Below are 18,478 nucleotides of genomic sequence, written 5' to 3' on the forward strand. Positions count from 1 at the left end.
GGACATTCTAACTTGCGGGCGGTAGGCAGGGACAGAAACGTGGCGTTCGGGTACGCGGTGAGGGTTCCCGCTAGGACTTGGGGGTTACCTCGCTGGTGACCAGGGGCGAGGCGGGCGCGTTCTCCACCACGGGGATTGCGCGGGTACTCAAGGTGCCCTGGTACTTCTTCCAGAGGTTGTAGCGTTCCATAGCGACCGCGCCGGCGGTCATAGCGGGCAGAATGAACACGCCGGAGGAGCGGATGCTTTCAGCCTGCGCCAGGATGTCCAGCTTACGCACCACGCGGGTCACGTCGTGGGAGTCGTAGCGGTCCTGCGCCGCAATGACCTCGTTCTGCGCGGCGACGAGGGCGGCATCACGCAGGCGCACGAAGTCATTTCTCTTGCCCTTGATTTTCTCCATGTGCTGCTTATATTCTTCGGGCAGTGCTTCACTGATTTCATCGCGGCGGGTAATGGCGGAGCACATTTCCATCACGCGAGCGTAGGTCTCAGGGTCGGTGCTTGCCTTCGCCTCTGCCTGCAGTGCTTCAAGGGCGGCGTCCTGCGCAATCTTGAGCAGTTCGGGTACTGCAGTTTCTTCTTCATGGTTAGCCCGCACGCCAAGGACCTTCACGAGCATGGGCAGAGTCAGGCCGGGCAGCACAAGGGTGAAGAAGAGTACGGAGAGCATCATGACGATAGCATCCTGGCGGACCTGTTCAGTGCCGTTGACCACGGGGTTGGACAGAGCAAGAATCAGGGTCACGAGGCCTCGCATGCCGGACCAGGTCATGACGATAACTTCGGCGAAACTTTCGGGGGCGCCCTCGTGGATGGGGCTCTTGCGTCCTGCCAGCCAGACAATGGTGAACCAAATGAGGCGTACCAGGATGGCGACCAGGGCGACCAGGGCACCGTCAGCGAGGAGGCCAGTGATGCGGGAGGGGTCGGCGGTGGCGATAATGTTGCTTTCCTGCAGGCCAATGAGACCGAAGGCGACACCGGTCATGAGCAGCTCAATAATCTGCCAGAAGGAAGTGGAGGAGAGGCGTTCTTCCGCTTCAAGTGCCGCCATGTACTTGGTGCTGGTGAACTGGATAGCGCCGATAACCACGGCAATAACGCCGGAGGCGTGCACACTTTCAGCAGCGAGGTAGGCACCGAAGGGAATCACGAGGGTCACGGCGTTGCTGGTGACCACGTCGTGGGCACGCTGGCGAACGTAGCCGCCGAGCCAACCGAAGATGTAACCAATAATGACCGCCAGGATTGAGCCAAGCACAAAGTCTTTGGCAACGGAGAGCGGGTCAATGTGGTGGCCGCTGGTCATGGAGTGGATTGCGGCGTGGAAAAGAACGATTGCGATAGCGTCGTTGAAGCTACCTTCGGTCTGCAGAGTGCCGATGAGGCGGCGGGGAATACCTACGGGCTCAGCCACTGCCTCCACGGCGACGGGGTCGGGTGGGGAAACGGCTGCGCCCACAGCAAGGGCGACGGCGGTGGTCATGCCGGGGACCCACCACATGGTGGCGCCGGCAATTGCCAGGGCGGAGACGGTGGTGAGCAGTACCGAGTAGAGCAGTACGGATTTCCAGCGGCGACGCAGGGTGCCCCAGGAGAATTTAACGCCAATGGCCCACAGCAGTGGCGGAAGGAAGATTGGCAGGATGATGTCACTGTCGACAGTAAGGTCCGGTCGGTTGGGGATGAAGAGCGCGGCGGCACCGAGCAGGGTCATCATGACCGGCCAGGGGAGGTTGAGTCGATCACCGACGCTGACCATGAACACGGTCGCAATGAGGATGATGACGATAACGGAGAGGTAAAGCATTAGTCCGGTATTGTTCCTTTCGCGCGGCTAGGATTAGTCGGCTACGTCTTTCTACTCTACCGGAGCGGTGCATACCGCTTTTGGGATATGGGGTTTTGTAGCGTTTATTGTGGTGTTGTTTACCTCTAAGCCTAATGTCTTGTGTGGAATATAGAGTTTTCCCCTGAATATCCTTGCTTTTCGGCAGGTTATTCAGGGGAAAATTCCATATTTAGAATATGTCGATTAGGGTAGTTACCTTTAGCGGGCTACTTGGAGCCGCAACCGCCAGCGCCACAGCCGCAACCACCAACGGGAGCTTCCTCCACGACCGGCTCGGGCTCGTCGTGGCCGCCACAGCAGCCGCCATGGGAGTGGCCGTGAGGCTCAGCCGGAGCTTCAGCGGAGGAACCGCATCCGCCCGAGCCACAGCCGCAACCACCGGTGGAAGGTGCCGGCTCATCGTGGCTACCGCAGCCACCCGAACCGCAACCGCAGCCGCCACCGTCAACCGAGCCGCAGGCGGAGCCGCGTGCGTCGCGGTGACCCATGAGGTCCACGCCGAGGTCGGAGAGGTAGCGCAGGTAACCTGCAAGGGCGTCGCGTCCACCGGTGCCGGAAATGACGATGCCGCCGTGGCGTAGTGCCTTGAGCACCTCGTTGACCATGGGCCACTGCTCGATGTCGTCGGTAATGGTGATAGCGCTGACCACGTGCATTGCGAGGGAGGTCAGCGAGCGCAGGGACTGTTCGTAGCCTTCGGGCAGGTGAATGACCTTGGCGGGTGCTGCCAGGCGCAGGATGGACAGTACGCGCATGAGCATCATGGGCACTGCATTTTCGGGCAGCAGTACGGTCACGCCGATTGCGGAGGATTCTGCAATACGTTCGATGGCTGCCGCGAGTTCTTCGGAGTCGATGTCGCGGGAGATATCCAGAACTTCGTAGGATTCCACGGCGATGGAGCGGGTACCCAGCGCATCGGCGAGCGCTTCATCTTTAGTGTGGATCGCAATCATGTTGCGGAATTCGTTGCGGCGCACTACGGAGGCTGCCTCGATGAGAGCGAAGTCCTGGCCTTCACCGTCCACGAGGAGGGTGTGGATTTCTTCGCGGTTGAGGCCTTCGCCTGCGGTGGCGCGCTCGATTAGTTCAGAAAATGCGTTGCTCATACCGAATATTAAACACCCCCTTTTGCCCTGTGCGCCCGCGAGGTTTGCCTGTCTTGGCGGTTTTGGGCGGTTTAAGACGTGTTTTTATGCCAAGAGCGTGGGAGTGGCTGTTTTTCTCTGCTTCTTGGGGTGCGCTCTGGTGCAAAACTACCCTTGAAACGCGAAACGTTCGCTCCGGGTGGGTGAGAATCGACATTCATTTTTGAGGTTATGCCGTGTATTTGCGCGATTTTTGTTTGCGGTGGGGTGCATCTTGCTCACGTTACAGATTTGAACACCCTAAAATGAAAGAGTGGTACTTTCCCGTGAAAAGATTCTAGATACCGCCTACGAGGTCTTGGCGACCTACGGTTTGGCGGACCTTTCCATGCGCCGACTCGCTCAGGAGCTTCACGTGGCTCCCGGCGCTCTGTACTACCACGTGAAGAATAAGCAGCAGCTTCTGATTCTGTTGGCGGATTATATTCTGGCTCGTGCCCCGAAGTCGATGTCTGAGGAGGCTGAAGCGAATCCGGAGGCTATTCGTGCTTCAATGATTCGCCGCGGCGATACGCTGTTCTCCCTGCTCTACCCGATTCGTGAATGCCCTGAGGTGGTGCGCTTGAGTTTGACTCTGCACCCGCGTGAGTTGAAGCCGGTGGTGGCGATGGCTCATGAGTTCCAGGCGCTTGGTTTGGGTCATGCGGAGGCGCTGCGTCGTGCTCGTTTGCTGACTCATATTGCGTTGAGCCTGGTGGAGGAGTATCAGACTCTGCCGCTGATTTCGCCTCAGGAGGCTGTGGCGAGTGGCGATGTTCCTCTGATTGAGAATGCGTTTACCCGTTACCGTCAGGATCTGCTATCTGCCATTGACACGATAATGGTGGTGCAGGAGCCCTATACGCAGGATGCGTAATCGCTTGACCCTTCTTTTGGTTTATTAGTTATGTATGGTGCCCCTTGCCCCCTTGTGGGGTGCGGGGCTTTTGCATGCGTTGGCTTTGAGTGCCCTGCCACACTCTGATACCGGTGCGGTTTGGTGACTGAGTCGATGTTCGCTGGTTTTCTGTTTTAGTCTAGATGTGACAGGTGCTTATATCCGGAGTGTATCGGGTATGGGCGGGGTGTCGTTTATGTCTTGGTGCCCTGTTGGGGCTTGATTAGAGGTGTTCCATGTCGATGACCGCTACCGCCCAGTGGGCGGCTCTTCCGGACCATAGTGCGGAGATTGCGCGTGTACGTGAGGAGTTTATTACTGCGTATGGTTATGAGCCGGATGGTGTGTGGTCTGCGCCTGGGCGTCTGAATCTTTTGGGCGAGTACATTGATTTTTTGGGTGGTTCGTGCCTGCCGATGCCACTGCCGTACCGCACCTATGTGGCGGGTGCGTTGCGTCGTGATGGCGTGTTGCGTGCGGCTTCTTTACAGATGCCCGGCGATGAGCGCACGGTTGTGATTCGCGATATTCAGCCGGGTCATTTGAAGGGCTGGTTCACCTATGTGGCGGGTGTTGCGTGGGCGATGAATCAGGAGGGCGGCAGGGATATTATGCTGCCCGATGAGTTTGGTGCTGACCTACTGATTAATTCTCGTGTTCCGGTGGGTGGCGGTTTGTCGTCGTCAGCGGCTTTGGAGTGTTCTACTGCGTTGGCGTTGTTGGAACTCTCGTGTCCGGTGCGTAAGGATTGCCCGGAGGCGGATGCTACCCCGGCTGATAGTGATGCATTGCGTGCGCGTCTGGCTCAGGTGTGCATTACGGCTGAGAATAAGGTAGCTGGCGCGCATACGGGTGGCCTGGATCAGACGGCATCGTTGCGTTCGCATCCGGAGCAGGCTCTGGTGGTTGATTTCCGTGATTTTTCGATTGAGCCGGTTGCGGTGGATATTGCCCAGCATGGTCTGAGTTTTTTGGTGATCGATACGAACACTCCACATGAGCTGACGGATGGCGGTTTTGCGGCTCGTCGTGCGGCGTCTGAGGCGTGCGCTGACGCTTTGGGTCTGCGTTTTTTGCGTGATGCTTTGCCACAGGATTTGTCCTGCGGGGGTATGGATGCGCGTGTGGCGAAGGCGTGGCGTGCTGATTTGGTGGATTCTTCGGTGAATCGTGCCCTGGATGCTCTCGAGGACGCGGGTCGTCCGTGTTCGTTCCCGCGTGGTTGGGTACGTCATGCGTTCCACGATATGACTCTGGTGGGTCGTGCGAGCTATCTGTTGCAGCATACTGATGAGTTGGGTTACGCGGCGTTTGAGGAGGCGGGCCGTATTTTTATGGAGTCCTTTGTGTCGATGCGTGATGAGTTGCGTGTTTCTCGCCCTGAGATTGATGTTGCGGTGCAGGTGTGTCTGGATCAGGGCGCGCTGGGTGCCCGTATTGTGGGTGGCGGTTTTGGTGGCGCGGTGATGGCGCTGATTCCGACCTCTCAGCTGGAGGTCACCGCGGATGCGGTAGCTACTGCATATGCGGTGCGGGGTTATGCAGCGCCTCGTTTTTTGCCGATGGTTGCTGGTTTTGCGGCGTCTCATGATTGGGCTGCGGGCGCTGATCCTACAGATATTCCGGTGTTGTAAGGTTGAGTGCTGAGGTCTGTCATAAATCGGCGGGGTGTCATAGAGGCATTTTTTCGGGGTTTGAACGAGATTCATAGCTGGAAGTTTCCTGCGAATCTCTGCAAATTTCCTCCGTTTATCCCCCATAATAACGCGCTGATAAGCCATAATTTTTTTGGTCATTGATCAAAAGTGGTGTTACGTTTTCTGAGGGTGGTTTTTCTTTCCCTCGCGGGTATGTAGACTTATCTATCGACGGACACAATCCGTGAGCTGTAAAGTTTCAATGCGTATAATCCGGCACATGGATAGTATCTGCACTTGGGTTCTACCGTCAGGCATAAACCCAGTTTGCAGGTTTCGTCTACCAAAGCATTACACTCCGATTTCGCCAGCACGGCGAATCACCCCTCACCACAAGTGAGGCTTAGAGCGCGAAAGTGCAGAAAGGAGGCCCCCGTGGGCTTCGACATCAAGGGCACCGTTGAGCAGGGTCTCGACAAGGCTAAGGAAGTTATCAACGACACGGCTGGCAAGGAGGTCGTCACCGACGAGCAGATTGCCAAGGTTGAAGAGGTCGTGACCGACAACGTCTCCAAGCTGACCGAGAAGTTCGGCAAGTAAGGTAACAGCATCCTTTGGATTGGCGCCTTACCTCACCTCCTCATGGGGTAGGGCACCATTCCTCTGGATTTGCATTTCAGGCTTTCGCTCAACATCTCTCTCGAATAATGGGGCGTTCTGCCCCACCTAGGTTCTTTCATTCACCAACTCACTCGGCTTATTGCTCAGCTTCAGTTACCACCGGGTAGCCTGTTTTCACTCTTCTTTTACTCTTACTCAGCACAAGTGCTCGCACTTTCTCGCGAACTGTATACGCCCCGCATCATTGGTCCGGCAACCTTGGTGTGGGGCGTATGCCGTTAAAGCGCGGGGCGAAGACTTCTGGGAGAGTGTTGCGCGGGCTGGGGGGGGTACTGCTCGGATGTTCGCCCTATGAGGACCTCTCCCCCACCCCTGTAACCTCAGGCTATGCTTGATATGTCAATTTTATTAAGCTACGCTCTCAGGCAGGTTTCAGCGCCTCCTGAAGACCGCGGAGCACCCCATCTATGGAGGAACCATGTTTGAACGTCAGCAGTCCGATCAGCAGAAGGCGCGCGAGGTCATGAAGGATGGCGGCGTCGTCATTTATTGGCGTCCCGGCTGTCCTTATTGCGAGGCTCTGGATTCTAAGCTGGGTGAGCTGGGCGACCACGCTACTTGGGTCAACATTTGGGAAGACCCGCAGGCTGAGGCACACGTGAAGTCCCTCAACGACGGCAACGCAATCGTTCCCACCGTGGACACCGGCGACACCCACTTTGTGGTTGCTGACCTGGTGAGCCGCAACAAGGTGAAGAAGCTGATTCAGAACACTCTCGACGCTGGCGGCGAGGCTTAAGATGGCTCGCCCTGCGCTGAACCGCGATACGGCGATCTGTATTTCTCTGTCTGGTCATCCGTCAAATCACGGCATTAAGTTCCATAACTATCTGTATGAGAAGCACGGTCTGGATTATCTATACAAGGCGATGACCACCACTGATATTGAGGGTGCTATCGCCGGCGTGCGTGCACTGGGTATTCGCGGCTGCTCGGTGTCTATGCCGTTCAAGCAGGCTGTTATTCCGCTGATAGACGATATGGATCACTCGGCTGCGGTTATTGGTGCAGTAAACACGATTATGAACACTGACGGCTTCTTGAAAGCGTACAACACGGATATGATTGCGGTAGCTTCCCTGCTGCGTTCGCATAATGTGGATCCGTCGCTACCGTTCCTGCTGCGTGGTTCGGGCGGTATGGCGGCGGCTGTGGCTGGCGCGTTCTTTGACGCAGGCTTCTCGCAGGGCATGATTATAGCCCGCAACGAGAAGACCGGCCGTGCGCTGGCTGAGCGTTACGAGTACGCCTGGGCACCGGAGGTGGGCAATCTGCGAGCGCCAATTCTGGTGAACGTAACTCCGATTGGCATGGCTGGCGGTGAGGAGAGCGAGGAGCTGTCTTACCCGCAGGAGGCTATTGCTGAGGCGCAGGTGGTCTTTGATGTGGTGGCGATGCCCGTTGAGACTCCACTGGTGCGTGCAGCTCGCGCGGCAGGTAAGGAAGTTATTCACGGCGGTGAGGTGATTGCTCTGCAGGCTGCTGAGCAGTTCCGTCTGTACACCGGTGTGGAGCTCACTCCCGAGGAGGTTGAGGAGGCGGAGGCTCAGGCAAATTAGGTTCGCACCCGCTGCTTCTTTGCCCCGTGAGGGGCTCGATACGTGAAAGTGCCCGGAAAGTTGATCTGTCCGGGCACTTTTTATTTTCTCCGGTGCATAGCACCGGAATTTTTTGTAATTACACACACCCTGGTGTTTAAAGTTTTCCACATCTGTGGAGAAATCTGGGGAAAACTCTTACACCCGTGTAATTCAGCCTGTGTAATTCGATTGTTTTAGCCTGTATCTACAGATTTTTAACCTACACTCACAATCGTGGAATTACACGAATGTAGTTATACACAGTGTGGAAAACTACTGTGGATAACGTATATCAGTGTCGGATTTCGCGGTTTTTCAGGCTCAATACCTGCCGTTGAGCCACTCTTGAGGGCTTTACGGCAGCGGATTCGAGGACTCGGGCTTCTTCGCAAAAGGAAAAAGTAGCAGCGTCAGCAGTACGCCGCCTATAAAGCCACCCGCGTGGCACGCGTGGGAAATATTTGACGAAGTCAAAAGGCTATAGATGACATTTACCGCGGTAATCATGGCAAACACACGGGCGGTGTCCTTCTGCTTCATGATGATCAGTAGGGTCAAGAACGAACCCATCAGGCCAAAAATACCTCCGGAGGCACCCACCACACTGGTTGCAGGAGCCAATACATACACGCCGATGGCTCCAAAGACGATTGAGCCCAGATACACGAAGAGGAACTTCCAGCGGCCCATCATGCGTTCGAGGGACACGCCGTAGATAAACAGATTAATCACGTTCCACACCAGGTGCATCGGGTCATTCTGCGAATGCAGAAAACCGTAGCTAATGATGCGGTAGTACTCGCCGTGCTGGACGTAGGGCCACCAGATGGCGCCATGTTTAACGACCCATTGGCTGGGGATGATCTGTTGCAGGCCGTAAATCGTAGCGGTTATCAAAATGAGCGTGTAGCTAATATGCCAATGGTGCGCCAGGAAGGAGCCCTGCGCCTTCGAGCTGCCGCCCGTGAGATCGCGGTAGCAATCGGGGCAGACCATCCCCACGTCCAGTGCCACCTGGCATTCGCCGCAGACAGTTCGATTGCAGCGCCCACACTGGGCGTAGCTCACGCGGTTGGGGTGGTTGATGCAGACCGTGGGGGTCTGTGCATAGCCTGCGTAGTTGGGAAAGTTCTCCACTGAACCTCCAAAGGTTGTGTACCAGTTCATCCGAAGGTGGTGTATGTGGGCATATAAGCGCAGGGGCCCACCGGAAGAATCCTGGCGGGCCCCTGAACTATACGTGTTTTCTCAATACCTTCAGCAGAATGCTTGTATGAGCTTTCTGATCGGGTTTGTTAGAGCTTTTCGATATCGATCGAGGAGATGACAACGTCCTTGACCGGGCGGTCCTGGAAGCCGGTCTCAACGCCCTCAATAGCGTCAACAACCTTCTTGGATGCCTCATCGGTAACCTCACCGAAGATAGTGTGGCGACCGTTCAGCCAGGGGGTCTCAACGGTGGTGATGAAGAACTGAGAACCGTTGGTGCCGGGGCCTGCGTTAGCCATTGCCAGCAGGTAGGGCTTGGAGAAGGAGAGCTCGGGGTGAATCTCGTCCTTAAACTGGTAGCCGGGGCCACCAACGCCCATGCCCAGGGGGTCGCCACCCTGAATCATGAAGTCCTTGATGATGCGGTGGAACACGACGTCCTTGTACAGGGGGGTGTTCATGATTTCACCGGTGCGGGGGTGCTTCCACTGACGGGAGCCGTCAGCCAGGCCGATGAAGTTTTCAACAGTCAGCGGTGCGTGGTTGCCGAAGAGCTCGACGATGATGTCACCGTAGTTAGTGTGGATAGTTGCCTTAGCAGTTGCATTAGTCATGGCTCTATTGTGGCACGGGGCGGTGCTCATTCGCCATCTAACATATTTTTTCGCCCCGGGCGCACCGTTGAGCGGGCTTTTTGGGCGGGAATTGAATATCCTGAGAGGTGAACACTACGCGCGCGGCGGCGTTTTCTGGTTGCTAGCGCATTTTAACCGATGGAGGTCACCCTATGTTCTGCTGCAAGAAGCGTAAGGCACGCAAGGCCGCTAAGGCTCAGGCTATCGTCTCTTCTCTGGCTGCTGTTGAATCCGCGCTGGAAGGCAAGACCGCTGAGATGTTCGCTGAGAAGCTGACCGGCAACAAGAAGGCCCTGAACAAGGCTCGTAAGGCTACCGCGAAGACCGTTCGTTCCGCTGAGAAGGAACTGGCTCGTATTGAGCGTAACGGCGGCAAGCGCCCCCGTAAGGGGCTGGCGTTCCTGGGTCTGCTGGTTGCTCTGGGTGTTGCGGGCGCTGCAGCCTATAACGCAGCTCGCCCCGTGGAGGACCCCTGGAAGAACGCATAAGCGTTATATTCCCCGTTTTTCCTCTCTACACGTTCTGAGACGCCGCTAGCGGCGTGAGGGAGTGCTTTATGAAAGATAGCCGCCCGCTAGAGTTGTGCTCTGGTGGGCGGCTATTTATTTATTTTTTTAGGGGGGCAGAGGCAAAAGGAGGCGCTAGAGATAGAGCACTAAATCTCCTTGGGTGCACCCTGCTGTATTTCCCTGAGATACCCGGATATACAAAGAACCCCATGTCTTTCAACATGGGGTTCTCGGTTCAAAAATAAACCGGCAATAACCTACTCTCCCACACCCTCAAAAGTGCAGTACCATCGGCGCGAAGAGTCTTAGCTTCTGGGTTCGGAATGGAGCCAGGCGTTTCCCTCTTGCTATAATCACCGGAAAGTGGAGGCGAGGGGACTCGAACCCCTAACCCTCTGCTTGCAAAGCAGATGCGCTACCAATTGCGCCACGCCCCCGTGGTGCCCTACTAGTCTATAACAACTTTTACGACTTCACCAAATCCTCAGGTGCATTTTTTTAGTTAAACCCATCACATTACTGAGGGATTTAGGTAATAACCTCACCCGGCACTGTCGCCTCACGCTTCGTCAGAGCCTGCAGGGAGGCACTAACTTCCTGCAGGTACTTACGAACCGCAGTGCGTTGTGCCTCCTTCACAGTCTCCTCCTTCGACTCAGGAGCCGTGAAACCCACCTTAAACCCATCCCACTGGCTCGCCGACGGATATTTCTCGCGAGCATTCCACACCAGCGAGAACGACGCCAAAGTGTTGAGCTCCTTCTTCGTGGCAGCCTTCGACAACACATCAGTGACCGTTGCCACACGCGAAGACTCGGCAACACTCACCGAAATCTTCGACTGCGCACCCGAGGGCAGGCTCAGTGCCTTCTCCGGAGCCAACTGAATATTCAGGTGAATCTGCTGTACCCTCTCGTTCTTCAAATCCAGCTCAGCCAGAGTACGGAAACGCTTCATCAGGGATTCATAGTTCTCATCAATCACTGCAGTATTCAGATGCAGCTCATCTGCCAGCAGGCCCACCTGGGCGTAGCTCGCAGTCGTTCCCAGAGCCGCGTTAGCGGTCAGCACCTTCAGCCACTGCTCTTCCTTCAGGATTGCCGATTCGTTCACGCGTAGCGGGCTCACCGGCGCATCCGTCACCGTATGAGCAATATTCTGCGGGTCATTCGCCAAGTCCACACCTCCGTAGGTGACGCTCAGCCGATTCAAAGAACCGTAGACAGACAGGTTTGTCAGCGCTGTAGCAGCCACCGGCAAATCGGCCTGTGCCGCCTCCGTGAGGGAGAAAGAACCCACCAGACGCAGATCCTGCTCACGGCGCCCCTGACCCACATAGATACGCCCCAGCGACTCAATCTTCAGGTAGCGGGTATCGATATTTTCACGAATCAGACGCTCGCGGCGCACCAACAGCTTCTCGGTTGAAACCACCGCTGCCGCATCCTCGCCCAGCACTCCGGTTGCCGCAATCTGCGGCATTGCGGCGAGCACCCCGGTGGCGGCAACCACGCCGCCTGTCAGAAGCAGTGAGCGGCGGGGCACCACGAGGTGGCGCATCTGCCCGGCAATAGCCTTGCGAGCGGCATTTACGCGAGTAGATGGGGTCTGAGCAACAGAGTCCTCAGCGGCAACCGATGCCGCCTCAGAAGAGCCCTGAGCGGATGTAATGTGAGAGTTCTCGGGTTCAGGGGTAGGTGAAGAAGACACAGAATCTCCATAGTGAGAGCGAGCGCAAAGCCCACCGGCGGTTTGAGGGGAGTGAAGTCCCTCTAGAATACCGCTCGCGTCCTTACATCTGCTAAAGAATCGCGGCGCATCAATCACAAGGGCATAAAGAAAATCTATGGGGTGGACTCAGTCCACCCCATAGATCATAAGCTTCATGAGAGCTCTGAACTCTCAGCACAGATTATTTAGGCTTCCTCAACCGAAGCAGCGTTCGGAGCCGGGATATTAGCCGACTCAGCAGCAAGCTCCGCAATGCGAATCTCACCGGTCGTCGGATCCTCATACGCAACATACTCGGTGCCGCCTGCGAGGGGCTCTGCATCCTCGTTCACGTGATTCTCCGCAATTAGGAAACCGTGAGCACCAAGAATCTTAGCGACACGATCAATATCCTGAGGAGTCGGAGTATGGTCCACCACGCGACGCATGTACTCATTAATGCGCTGGTCACTGACATATGCCTCACCACGGGCAGCGCGAGACTGCATGAGCTGACGAACAACTTCTTGCAGCTGCTCATCGGTCAGACGCATCTTCAAAATAGCCATCACTGCCGCACGGTCCTGCACCGGAACATCCTTGGGATACCCGATGCTCAGCCAGTCGATTACTCGAGAGATTATGCTCTTATCAGGCACCGAGCCCCTCCTTCAAAGCAGTCATCATATGCAATTTAGTGTTCACGGGATTAGTGGCCTCCACCGGTTACGCCGAAGATATTCCAGCCGAAAGTGTGGTCGATAAAGTCCTTAGCGACCCAGAGAATACCGATGATTACGATTGCTACGATAATAGCAAAAATGCAGGACGCGGCAATCTTCGCCATCGTTCCCGGAGGCTCAATTTCCACAAGCTTGCCGTCCGCCGTGTATTCGGTACGACCGGCCAGCAGACGCAGACCCATCGCATACAGTGCCGGAAGGCCCGCACCGAAGAACAGACCGGCGATAAACACCGGAATGACCTTATCTAGAATGTCGATTACGTACTGCATGGCTACGAACCTGCCTTCTCAGTAGCAAGAGTCTGAGCTTCTGCGGATACTTCAGCGCTGGTGACTGCAGCGCCTTCCTTTTCATCCCAGTCGCCAGTCACATTCGAAGCATCAATGTTGTCCTTCCGGGAATGGCGCCACATCAGGAAGCAGAAGATAATCAGCAACGCAAACACGGTCATTTCGCCAACAAACTGAGTACCGCTCAGAGTATTCAGGCCGTGACCAATCAACCAGGTCAGCGCACCTACAATTGCAGCAGCCGGCAGAGTAATCAGCCAAGCAACCACCATACGGCCAGCAACGTACCAGCGAACCTCAGCGCCCTTACGACCCAGGCCACTACCCAGAATCGAGCCGGATGCCACGTGAGTGGTGGACAGTGCCATACCGAAGTGCGAAGAGGTCAGAATAATCGCAGCAGACGCGCCATCAGCAGCAACGCCCTGAGGGGTATCCACCTCAACAATGCCCTTACCGAGGGTACGGATAATGCGCCAGCCGCCCAGGTAAGTACCCAGGGCAATAGCAACAGCACAGGATGCCTTCACCCACATGGGAATCGCATCGTCATTGTTCAGGGTGCCCGAAGCAACCAGAGCCAGGAAAATCACGCCCATGGTCTTCTGCGCATCGTTGGTACCGTGTGCCAGAGACATCAGGGAGGCGGTCGCAATCTGTCCCTTGCGGAAACCACCGTGCTTACGGTCATCAGCAACCGGAGCAGCAATACGGTAAACCAGCCAGGTACCGGTTGCTGCCACGATAGCCGCGATGACGGGGGAGAGAACCGCGGGAACAATAATCTTGGACAGAACGCCCATCCACTGCACTCCGTCAAAGCCGATAGCGACAATAGCCGAACCAATCAGGCCACCGAACAGAGCGTGCGACGAGGAGGAGGGAAGACCCAAAAGCCAGGTCAAAACGTTCCAGAGGATGCCGCCAACCAGGCCGGTAAAGACGATGAGCATCAGCGCTGAACCATCCGTCGCTACATCGATACGGTCTAGGTTCACGATACCGCTACCGACCGAGCGTGCCACCTCAACGGAGAGGAATGCGCCCACAAGGTTCAGGGACGCAGAAAGCGCCACGGCGGTCTTAGGCTTCAGAGCACCGGTTGCAATGGAGGTTGCCATCGCGTTACCGGTGTCATGGAAGCCATTCGTAAAGTCGAAGGCGAGCGCGGTAAGCACCACGATCACGAGAATAATGAGTTCTGTAGTCACAAGAAAATTATCTGTCGGTTTTCGCGAAATCTAAAGTATTCCGGATTAACACGAAATAACAGATGAACCCATATCTATTTACGGGTTTTCGTGAGGGTTTCACTGGAGAGCCTACATTTTAGGAGCAAAAACACTGAAATTCCGCGGCAGGATAGGTGCACCCAACAGAATATTTAAGTTGGTTTATGTGGCTTAAGCGTAGACGTGGGGGAGAGGGGCGATTATATCCATCGATAGGCTAAAGTGTGTTCACCAAGTGTTCACCTTCAGGAACCTCCCAGCTTTCTTTTTTGTGACTCATCTTTATTATTCAGACCTCATTTATCCCTCATTCACGCCCAAGCAGCACCCTTTTCGCTGCAGATGTGGGTTTCGATCAACTGTACTTGCCATCACACGCCAAGATCACCAAGCTACAGTCAAGAGCTCCCCTCAAAGACCGCAAGCATACATAGGTCAGATACAACATGGGACAGATGCCCAGATTGCCATATACCAGCTTCAGCATACAACAAAAGACCCCGCATCTTTCGATACGGGGTCTTTTTCAAAAAGAAACCGGCAATGACCTACTCTCCCACACCCTCAAAAGTGCAGTACCATCGGCGCGAAGAGTCTTAGCTTCTGGGTTCGGAATGGAGCCAGGCGTTTCCCTCTTGCTATAATCACCGGAAAGTGGAGGCGAGGGGACTCGAACCCCTAACCCTCTGCTTGCAAAGCAGATGCGCTACCAATTGCGCCACGCCCCCGTCTCAGCGGAAACCACTGTTTAGTTATTCTTCCAAGCCTTCACGACTTCATTGCTCTGATACTTCTTCAAGATCTTCACAGTGACACACGAAATAACAGTAAGAATCAATAATCTCTTCATTATTGCCTTTCATAGTGTGGAGTGGGCGTACCAAGAATCGAACTTGGGACCTCTTCGTTATCAGCGAAGCGCTCTAACCGTCTGAGCTATACGCCCTCCCTCTGCGGAATTTCTTCCGTAGAACGAAATATAACTATACAGGTTTTTGAAGGTAACACCAAACCAAAAAAGCATGTTCTGCATCACATTTAATATCGAAGGTTCCCGAGCATACAGAACGGGGACATACAGAACGAGCGGCACCGTCTCCATCGGAGACAGTACCGCCCGCACACAAAGCTCAAAAAGCTACAAACTAGGACTCATCGCTCAGAGTCAAGGTCACGCCACCAACCAGCTTCGCAGCCAGGTTGTAAAGAATCGCGCCAATCATACCCAGCAGAGTAAAGACCACAGTATTGGCCACAGCAAAAATAGTAGTCACCAAAGCAACCTGACCCAGCGAAATCATCTGCGAAATATCTACAGCAGTCGAACCGGTACCCAGAGAGCTAATCAGCTGGTTCACACCGACAAACGCGCCAGAAGCCTGCAGGAACAGCCACAGAATCACCGAAGCCACCACAGTCACAATGCCCAGAGCAATAGACAGCAGGAAGATCAGCTTAGCCACCGACCACGTATCAACCTTCTGAACCACCAAACGCGCGCGACGAATCTTCGAACGCGGCGCCGGACGCACCAACTGACGGCGCGAACCGGTCGGACGCTTAGTCTTTACAGGGCGCTTGCCAGCAGGACGCTTAGCGGTACCGCCAGGACGAGCCTGACCCGAACGCGACTGAGCCGGGCGACGCGCACCAGCCTTAGCCGCACCCGAAGACTTGGATGCGCCAGCCGACGCCGAACGCTGTGTCGACGCAGGAGTGCTGCTCATTAGTTACCTCCAGTAGCGGTGAGATCGGCAGTTGCCGCTTCACCCTCGTTGTCCGTACCGGGCGTCTCAGAAGACTCCGAAGCCTCGGTGTTCTCAGTGGTTTCATCGTCGCTATCATCCAGCTGACGATCCTGGTTGCGCGCAACACCAATAATAGAATCGCCCTTACTGGGCTTTGCAAAGATAACACCCATAGTATCGCGTCCCTTCGCGGGAACCTCATTCACGTTCGAGCGAACGACCTTACCGCTGGCCATAACCACCAGCACCTCGTCCTCTTCATCCACAATGAGGCCACCCACCAGGGCGCCACGATCCTCAACTAGCTTAGCAACCTTAATGCCAAAACCGTTACGGCCCTGCACGCGATACTCATCCACGCTCGTACGCTTCGCGTAACCACCCTCAGTGACCACGAAGACGAAGGAGCCCTCAGTGACCACATTCGCAGAAATCAGCTCATCGCCCTCACGGAACTTCATACCGGTCACACCGGAAGTGGAGCGACCCATCGGACGCAGCGACTCATCATCAGCGTGGAAGCGCAGCGACATACCGTTACGCGACACCAGCAGAATATCGTCCTGAGCCGACACAGTGAACGCCGAAACAACCTCATCGCCCTCACGCAGGTTAATCGCAATCAGGCCGGCAGTACGGTTCGTATCGTAATCGCTCAGGCGGCTCTTCTTCACCATACCGCCGCGAGTAGCAAGCACCAGGTACTCAGCATCGTCGTAATTCTTCAGCTCCATGACCTGAGCAATATGCTCGCCGCCCTGGAACTCCAGCAGGTTCGCAATGTGCTGGCCCTTCGCGTCACGGCCAGCTTCCTGCAGCTCGTAACCCTTCGCACGGTACACGCGACCCAGGTTCGTGAAGAACAGAATCCAGCTGTGCGTAGTGGTCACAAAGAAATGCTCCACCACATCATCACCGCGCAGAGAGGCACCCTTAATACCCTTACCACCTCGGTGCTGGCTACGGTACTGATCACTGCGGGTGCGCTTAATGTAGCCGCCGCGAGTAATCGTAACCATGACCTCCTCCTCAGGGATGAGGTCCTCCATGGACATGTCACCGTTGTAGCCGTACATAATCTGGGTGCGACGCTCATCGCCGTAGCGATTCACAATCTCGCCCAGCTCCTCAGAGATAATCTCGCGCTGGCGAATCTCCGAGGCAATAATCGCGTTGTACTCAGCAATCATACGCATCAGCTCATCGTGGCGATCCTGAATCTTCTGACGCTCCAACGCAGCCAGACGACGCAGCTGCATGTTCAGAATTGCCTGGGCCTGAGCCTCATCAATCTGCAGGAACTCCATCAGGCTGCTACGCGCCTCATCAGCGGTGGGGGAGCGGCGAATCAAGGCGATAACCTCATCCAAAGCATCCAGAGCCTTCAGTAGGCCACGCAGGATGTGTGCCTCTTCCTCCGCCTGACGCAGACGGTAACGGGTACGACGAACGACAACGTCCATCTGGTGATCCACCCAGTGACGCACAAACGCGTCCAGGGACAGGGTACGCGGCACACCATCAACAATGGCGAGCATATTCGCGGAGAAGTTTTCCTGCAGCTGGGTGTGCTTGTACAGGTTGTTCAACACAACCTTCGGGGAAGCATCACGCTTGAGCACAATCACCAGACGCTGACCGGTACGACCCGACGTCTCATCGCGCAAATCCGCGATGCCGCTGACCTTACCGTCCTTGATGAGCTCAGCAATCTTAATTGCTAGGTTATCCGGGTTTGCCTGGTACGGCAGCTCGGTCACCACGAGACAGGTACGACCGTGGATTTCTTCCACGTTGACCACCGCGCGCATGGTAATGGAACCACGACCGGTACGGTACGCATCCTCAATGCCCTTGGTGCCCAGAATCTGTGCACCGGTGGGGAAGTCGGGGCCCTTAATGCGCGCCATCAGCGCGTTCAGCAGCTCATCATTGGTGGCGTGCGGGTTCTTCAGGAACCACTCCACACCCTCGGCAACCTCACGCAGGTTATGCGGCGGAATATTAGTCGCCATACCCACAGCAATACCCGAAGAACCGTTAACCAGCAGGTTCGGGATGCGTGAGGGTAGAACGGTAGGCTCCAGGGACTTGCCGTCGTAGTTGGGCTGGAAATCAACGGTGTCTTCGTTGATATCACGCACCATCTCCAAGGCAATGGGAGCCATCTTGGTCTCGGTGTATCGAGGCGCTGCAGCACCGTCATTACCCGGAGAGCCGAAGTTACCCTGACCCAGTGCCAGCGGATAACGCATAATCCAGCTCTGAATCAGACGCACCAGAGTGTCGTAGATAGCGCTGTCACCGTGGGGGTGGAACTGACCCATCACATCGCCGACCACGCGGGCGCATTTGTTGAAGGATCGGTCCGGACGGTAGCCGCCATCGTACATCGCGTAGATCACACGGCGGTGCACCGGCTTGAGGCCGTCACGCACATCCGGCAGGGCACGACCGATAATAACCGCCATCGCATAGTCCAGGTAGGAACGCTGCATTTCAGTCTGCAGGTCCACCTGCTCAATGTGACCGTGGTGGTCTACGCTTTCAGCACCACCATTGCTGACTACGTCAACCTCGGTGGTCTCATTCTGGTGTTCTTCGCTCATAACTTTCTCATT

16 protein-coding genes, 3 tRNA genes and 2 rRNA genes are annotated in these 18,478 nt (G+C 55.7%); 6 read left to right on the forward strand and 15 right to left on the reverse strand.

The window, feature by feature from the left end; translation table 11 throughout:
• Positions 1-70 precede the first annotated feature (70 nt).
• The gene (locus tag QFX05_RS06700; RefSeq protein ID WP_279741940.1) at positions 71-1,813 is read right to left on the reverse strand and encodes a cation:proton antiporter; all 1,743 of its coding nucleotides are present in this window, start codon (positions 1,811-1,813) and stop codon (positions 71-73) included.
• 248 nt (positions 1,814-2,061) lie between these two features.
• Positions 2,062-2,964 carry a biotin synthase gene (locus tag QFX05_RS06705; RefSeq protein ID WP_279741941.1) on the reverse strand — a complete coding sequence of 301 codons (903 nt, stop codon included), beginning with the start codon at positions 2,962-2,964 and terminating at the stop codon, positions 2,062-2,064.
• 292 nt (positions 2,965-3,256) lie between these two features.
• Between QFX05_RS06705 and QFX05_RS06710 the strand changes: the two genes are divergently transcribed.
• The 5 genes from QFX05_RS06710 to QFX05_RS06730 all read left to right on the forward strand — a co-directional run bounded on the left by QFX05_RS06710 (position 3,257) and on the right by QFX05_RS06730 (position 7,757).
• On the forward strand, positions 3,257-3,859 hold the full coding sequence (locus tag QFX05_RS06710) for a TetR/AcrR family transcriptional regulator (protein ID WP_279741942.1): 603 nt from the start codon (positions 3,257-3,259) through the stop codon (positions 3,857-3,859).
• Between the two features lie 257 nt (positions 3,860-4,116).
• Complete coding sequence (locus QFX05_RS06715; protein WP_279741943.1) at positions 4,117-5,514, forward strand: galactokinase; 1,398 nt, start codon at positions 4,117-4,119, stop codon at positions 5,512-5,514.
• A 438-nt stretch (positions 5,515-5,952) separates the two neighbouring features.
• The gene (locus tag QFX05_RS06720) at positions 5,953-6,117 is read left to right on the forward strand and encodes a ribosome recycling factor (RefSeq protein ID WP_279741944.1); all 165 of its coding nucleotides are present in this window, start codon (positions 5,953-5,955) and stop codon (positions 6,115-6,117) included.
• Positions 6,118-6,616: 499 nt separating this feature from the next.
• Positions 6,617-6,937 carry a glutaredoxin domain-containing protein gene (locus QFX05_RS06725; protein WP_279741945.1) on the forward strand — a complete coding sequence of 107 codons (321 nt, stop codon included), beginning with the start codon at positions 6,617-6,619 and terminating at the stop codon, positions 6,935-6,937.
• Between the two features lies 1 nt (position 6,938).
• Complete coding sequence (locus tag QFX05_RS06730) at positions 6,939-7,757, forward strand: shikimate 5-dehydrogenase (protein WP_279741946.1); 819 nt, start codon at positions 6,939-6,941, stop codon at positions 7,755-7,757.
• Between the two features lie 375 nt (positions 7,758-8,132).
• Here the strand turns inward: QFX05_RS06730 and QFX05_RS06735 are convergent, their stop codons facing one another.
• Together QFX05_RS06735 and QFX05_RS06740 are read right to left on the reverse strand one after the other, a co-directional pair.
• On the reverse strand, positions 8,133-8,915 hold the full coding sequence (locus QFX05_RS06735) for a rhomboid family intramembrane serine protease (RefSeq protein WP_279741947.1): 783 nt from the start codon (positions 8,913-8,915) through the stop codon (positions 8,133-8,135).
• A 158-nt stretch (positions 8,916-9,073) separates the two neighbouring features.
• A complete protein-coding gene (locus QFX05_RS06740; protein WP_279741948.1) occupies positions 9,074-9,601 on the reverse strand; it encodes a peptidylprolyl isomerase in 528 nt (175 codons plus the stop codon).
• A gap of 173 nt (positions 9,602-9,774) precedes the next feature.
• Between QFX05_RS06740 and QFX05_RS06745 the strand changes: the two genes are divergently transcribed.
• Positions 9,775-10,110: a hypothetical protein gene (locus tag QFX05_RS06745; protein ID WP_070684764.1), complete on the forward strand. Its 336-nt coding sequence runs from the start codon at positions 9,775-9,777 to the stop codon at positions 10,108-10,110.
• A 265-nt stretch (positions 10,111-10,375) separates the two neighbouring features.
• Here QFX05_RS06745 and rrf (QFX05_RS06750) read toward each other — a convergent pair.
• From rrf (QFX05_RS06750) to gyrA, 11 genes are all read right to left on the reverse strand, one after another.
• Positions 10,376-10,492 (reverse strand): 5S ribosomal RNA (rrf, locus tag QFX05_RS06750).
• 3 nt (positions 10,493-10,495) lie between these two features.
• A tRNA-Ala gene (locus QFX05_RS06755) sits at positions 10,496-10,568 on the reverse strand.
• 91 nt (positions 10,569-10,659) lie between these two features.
• Entirely contained in the window at positions 10,660-11,841 is a 1,182-nt protein-coding gene (locus QFX05_RS06760; protein WP_279741949.1) for an acetamidase, read from the reverse strand.
• A gap of 206 nt (positions 11,842-12,047) precedes the next feature.
• Positions 12,048-12,500 carry a DUF3349 domain-containing protein gene (locus tag QFX05_RS06765; protein WP_279741950.1) on the reverse strand — a complete coding sequence of 151 codons (453 nt, stop codon included), beginning with the start codon at positions 12,498-12,500 and terminating at the stop codon, positions 12,048-12,050.
• 50 nt (positions 12,501-12,550) lie between these two features.
• Positions 12,551-12,856 (reverse strand): hypothetical protein, encoded by a 306-nt coding sequence (locus QFX05_RS06770; RefSeq protein ID WP_279741951.1) that lies wholly within the window; start codon positions 12,854-12,856, stop codon positions 12,551-12,553.
• Between the two features lie 2 nt (positions 12,857-12,858).
• Positions 12,859-14,088: an inorganic phosphate transporter gene (locus tag QFX05_RS06775; protein WP_279741952.1), complete on the reverse strand. Its 1,230-nt coding sequence runs from the start codon at positions 14,086-14,088 to the stop codon at positions 12,859-12,861.
• Positions 14,089-14,644: 556 nt separating this feature from the next.
• A 5S ribosomal RNA gene (rrf, locus tag QFX05_RS06780) occupies positions 14,645-14,761 on the reverse strand.
• Between the two features lie 3 nt (positions 14,762-14,764).
• A tRNA-Ala gene (locus QFX05_RS06785) sits at positions 14,765-14,837 on the reverse strand.
• A gap of 144 nt (positions 14,838-14,981) precedes the next feature.
• Positions 14,982-15,055, reverse strand: a tRNA-Ile gene (locus QFX05_RS06790).
• A 199-nt stretch (positions 15,056-15,254) separates the two neighbouring features.
• A complete protein-coding gene (locus QFX05_RS06795; RefSeq protein WP_279741953.1) occupies positions 15,255-15,836 on the reverse strand; it encodes a DUF3566 domain-containing protein in 582 nt (193 codons plus the stop codon).
• On the reverse strand, positions 15,836-18,466 hold the full coding sequence (gene gyrA / locus QFX05_RS06800; RefSeq protein WP_279741954.1) for a DNA gyrase subunit A: 2,631 nt from the start codon (positions 18,464-18,466) through the stop codon (positions 15,836-15,838). Before gyrA ends, QFX05_RS06795 begins: the two co-directional genes overlap by 1 nt.
• Between the last annotated feature and the right edge of the window lie 12 nt (positions 18,467-18,478).

Source organism: Rothia similimucilaginosa (genome assembly GCF_029850875.1).
Lineage (GTDB): Bacteria > Actinomycetota > Actinomycetes > Actinomycetales > Micrococcaceae > Rothia.

Excerpts from the sequence above, each read along its gene's own strand:
- QFX05_RS06700 (WP_279741940.1), bottom strand. The coding sequence starts at position 1,813 with ATGCTTTACCTCTCCGTTATCGTCATCATCCTCATTGCGACCGTGTTC.
- QFX05_RS06705 (WP_279741941.1), bottom strand. The coding sequence starts at position 2,964 with ATGAGCAACGCATTTTCTGAACTAATCGAGCGCGCCACCGCAGGCGAA.
- QFX05_RS06715 (WP_279741943.1), top strand. The coding sequence starts at position 4,117 with ATGTCGATGACCGCTACCGCCCAGTGGGCGGCTCTTCCGGACCATAGT.
- QFX05_RS06725 (WP_279741945.1), top strand. The coding sequence starts at position 6,617 with ATGTTTGAACGTCAGCAGTCCGATCAGCAGAAGGCGCGCGAGGTCATG.
- QFX05_RS06730 (WP_279741946.1), top strand. The coding sequence starts at position 6,939 with ATGGCTCGCCCTGCGCTGAACCGCGATACGGCGATCTGTATTTCTCTG.
- QFX05_RS06740 (WP_279741948.1), bottom strand. The coding sequence starts at position 9,601 with ATGACTAATGCAACTGCTAAGGCAACTATCCACACTAACTACGGTGAC.
- QFX05_RS06745 (WP_070684764.1), top strand. The coding sequence starts at position 9,775 with ATGTTCTGCTGCAAGAAGCGTAAGGCACGCAAGGCCGCTAAGGCTCAG.
- QFX05_RS06770 (WP_279741951.1), bottom strand. The coding sequence starts at position 12,856 with ATGCAGTACGTAATCGACATTCTAGATAAGGTCATTCCGGTGTTTATC.
- QFX05_RS06795 (WP_279741953.1), bottom strand. The coding sequence starts at position 15,836 with ATGAGCAGCACTCCTGCGTCGACACAGCGTTCGGCGTCGGCTGGCGCA.
- gyrA (WP_279741954.1), bottom strand. The coding sequence starts at position 18,466 with ATGAGCGAAGAACACCAGAATGAGACCACCGAGGTTGACGTAGTCAGC.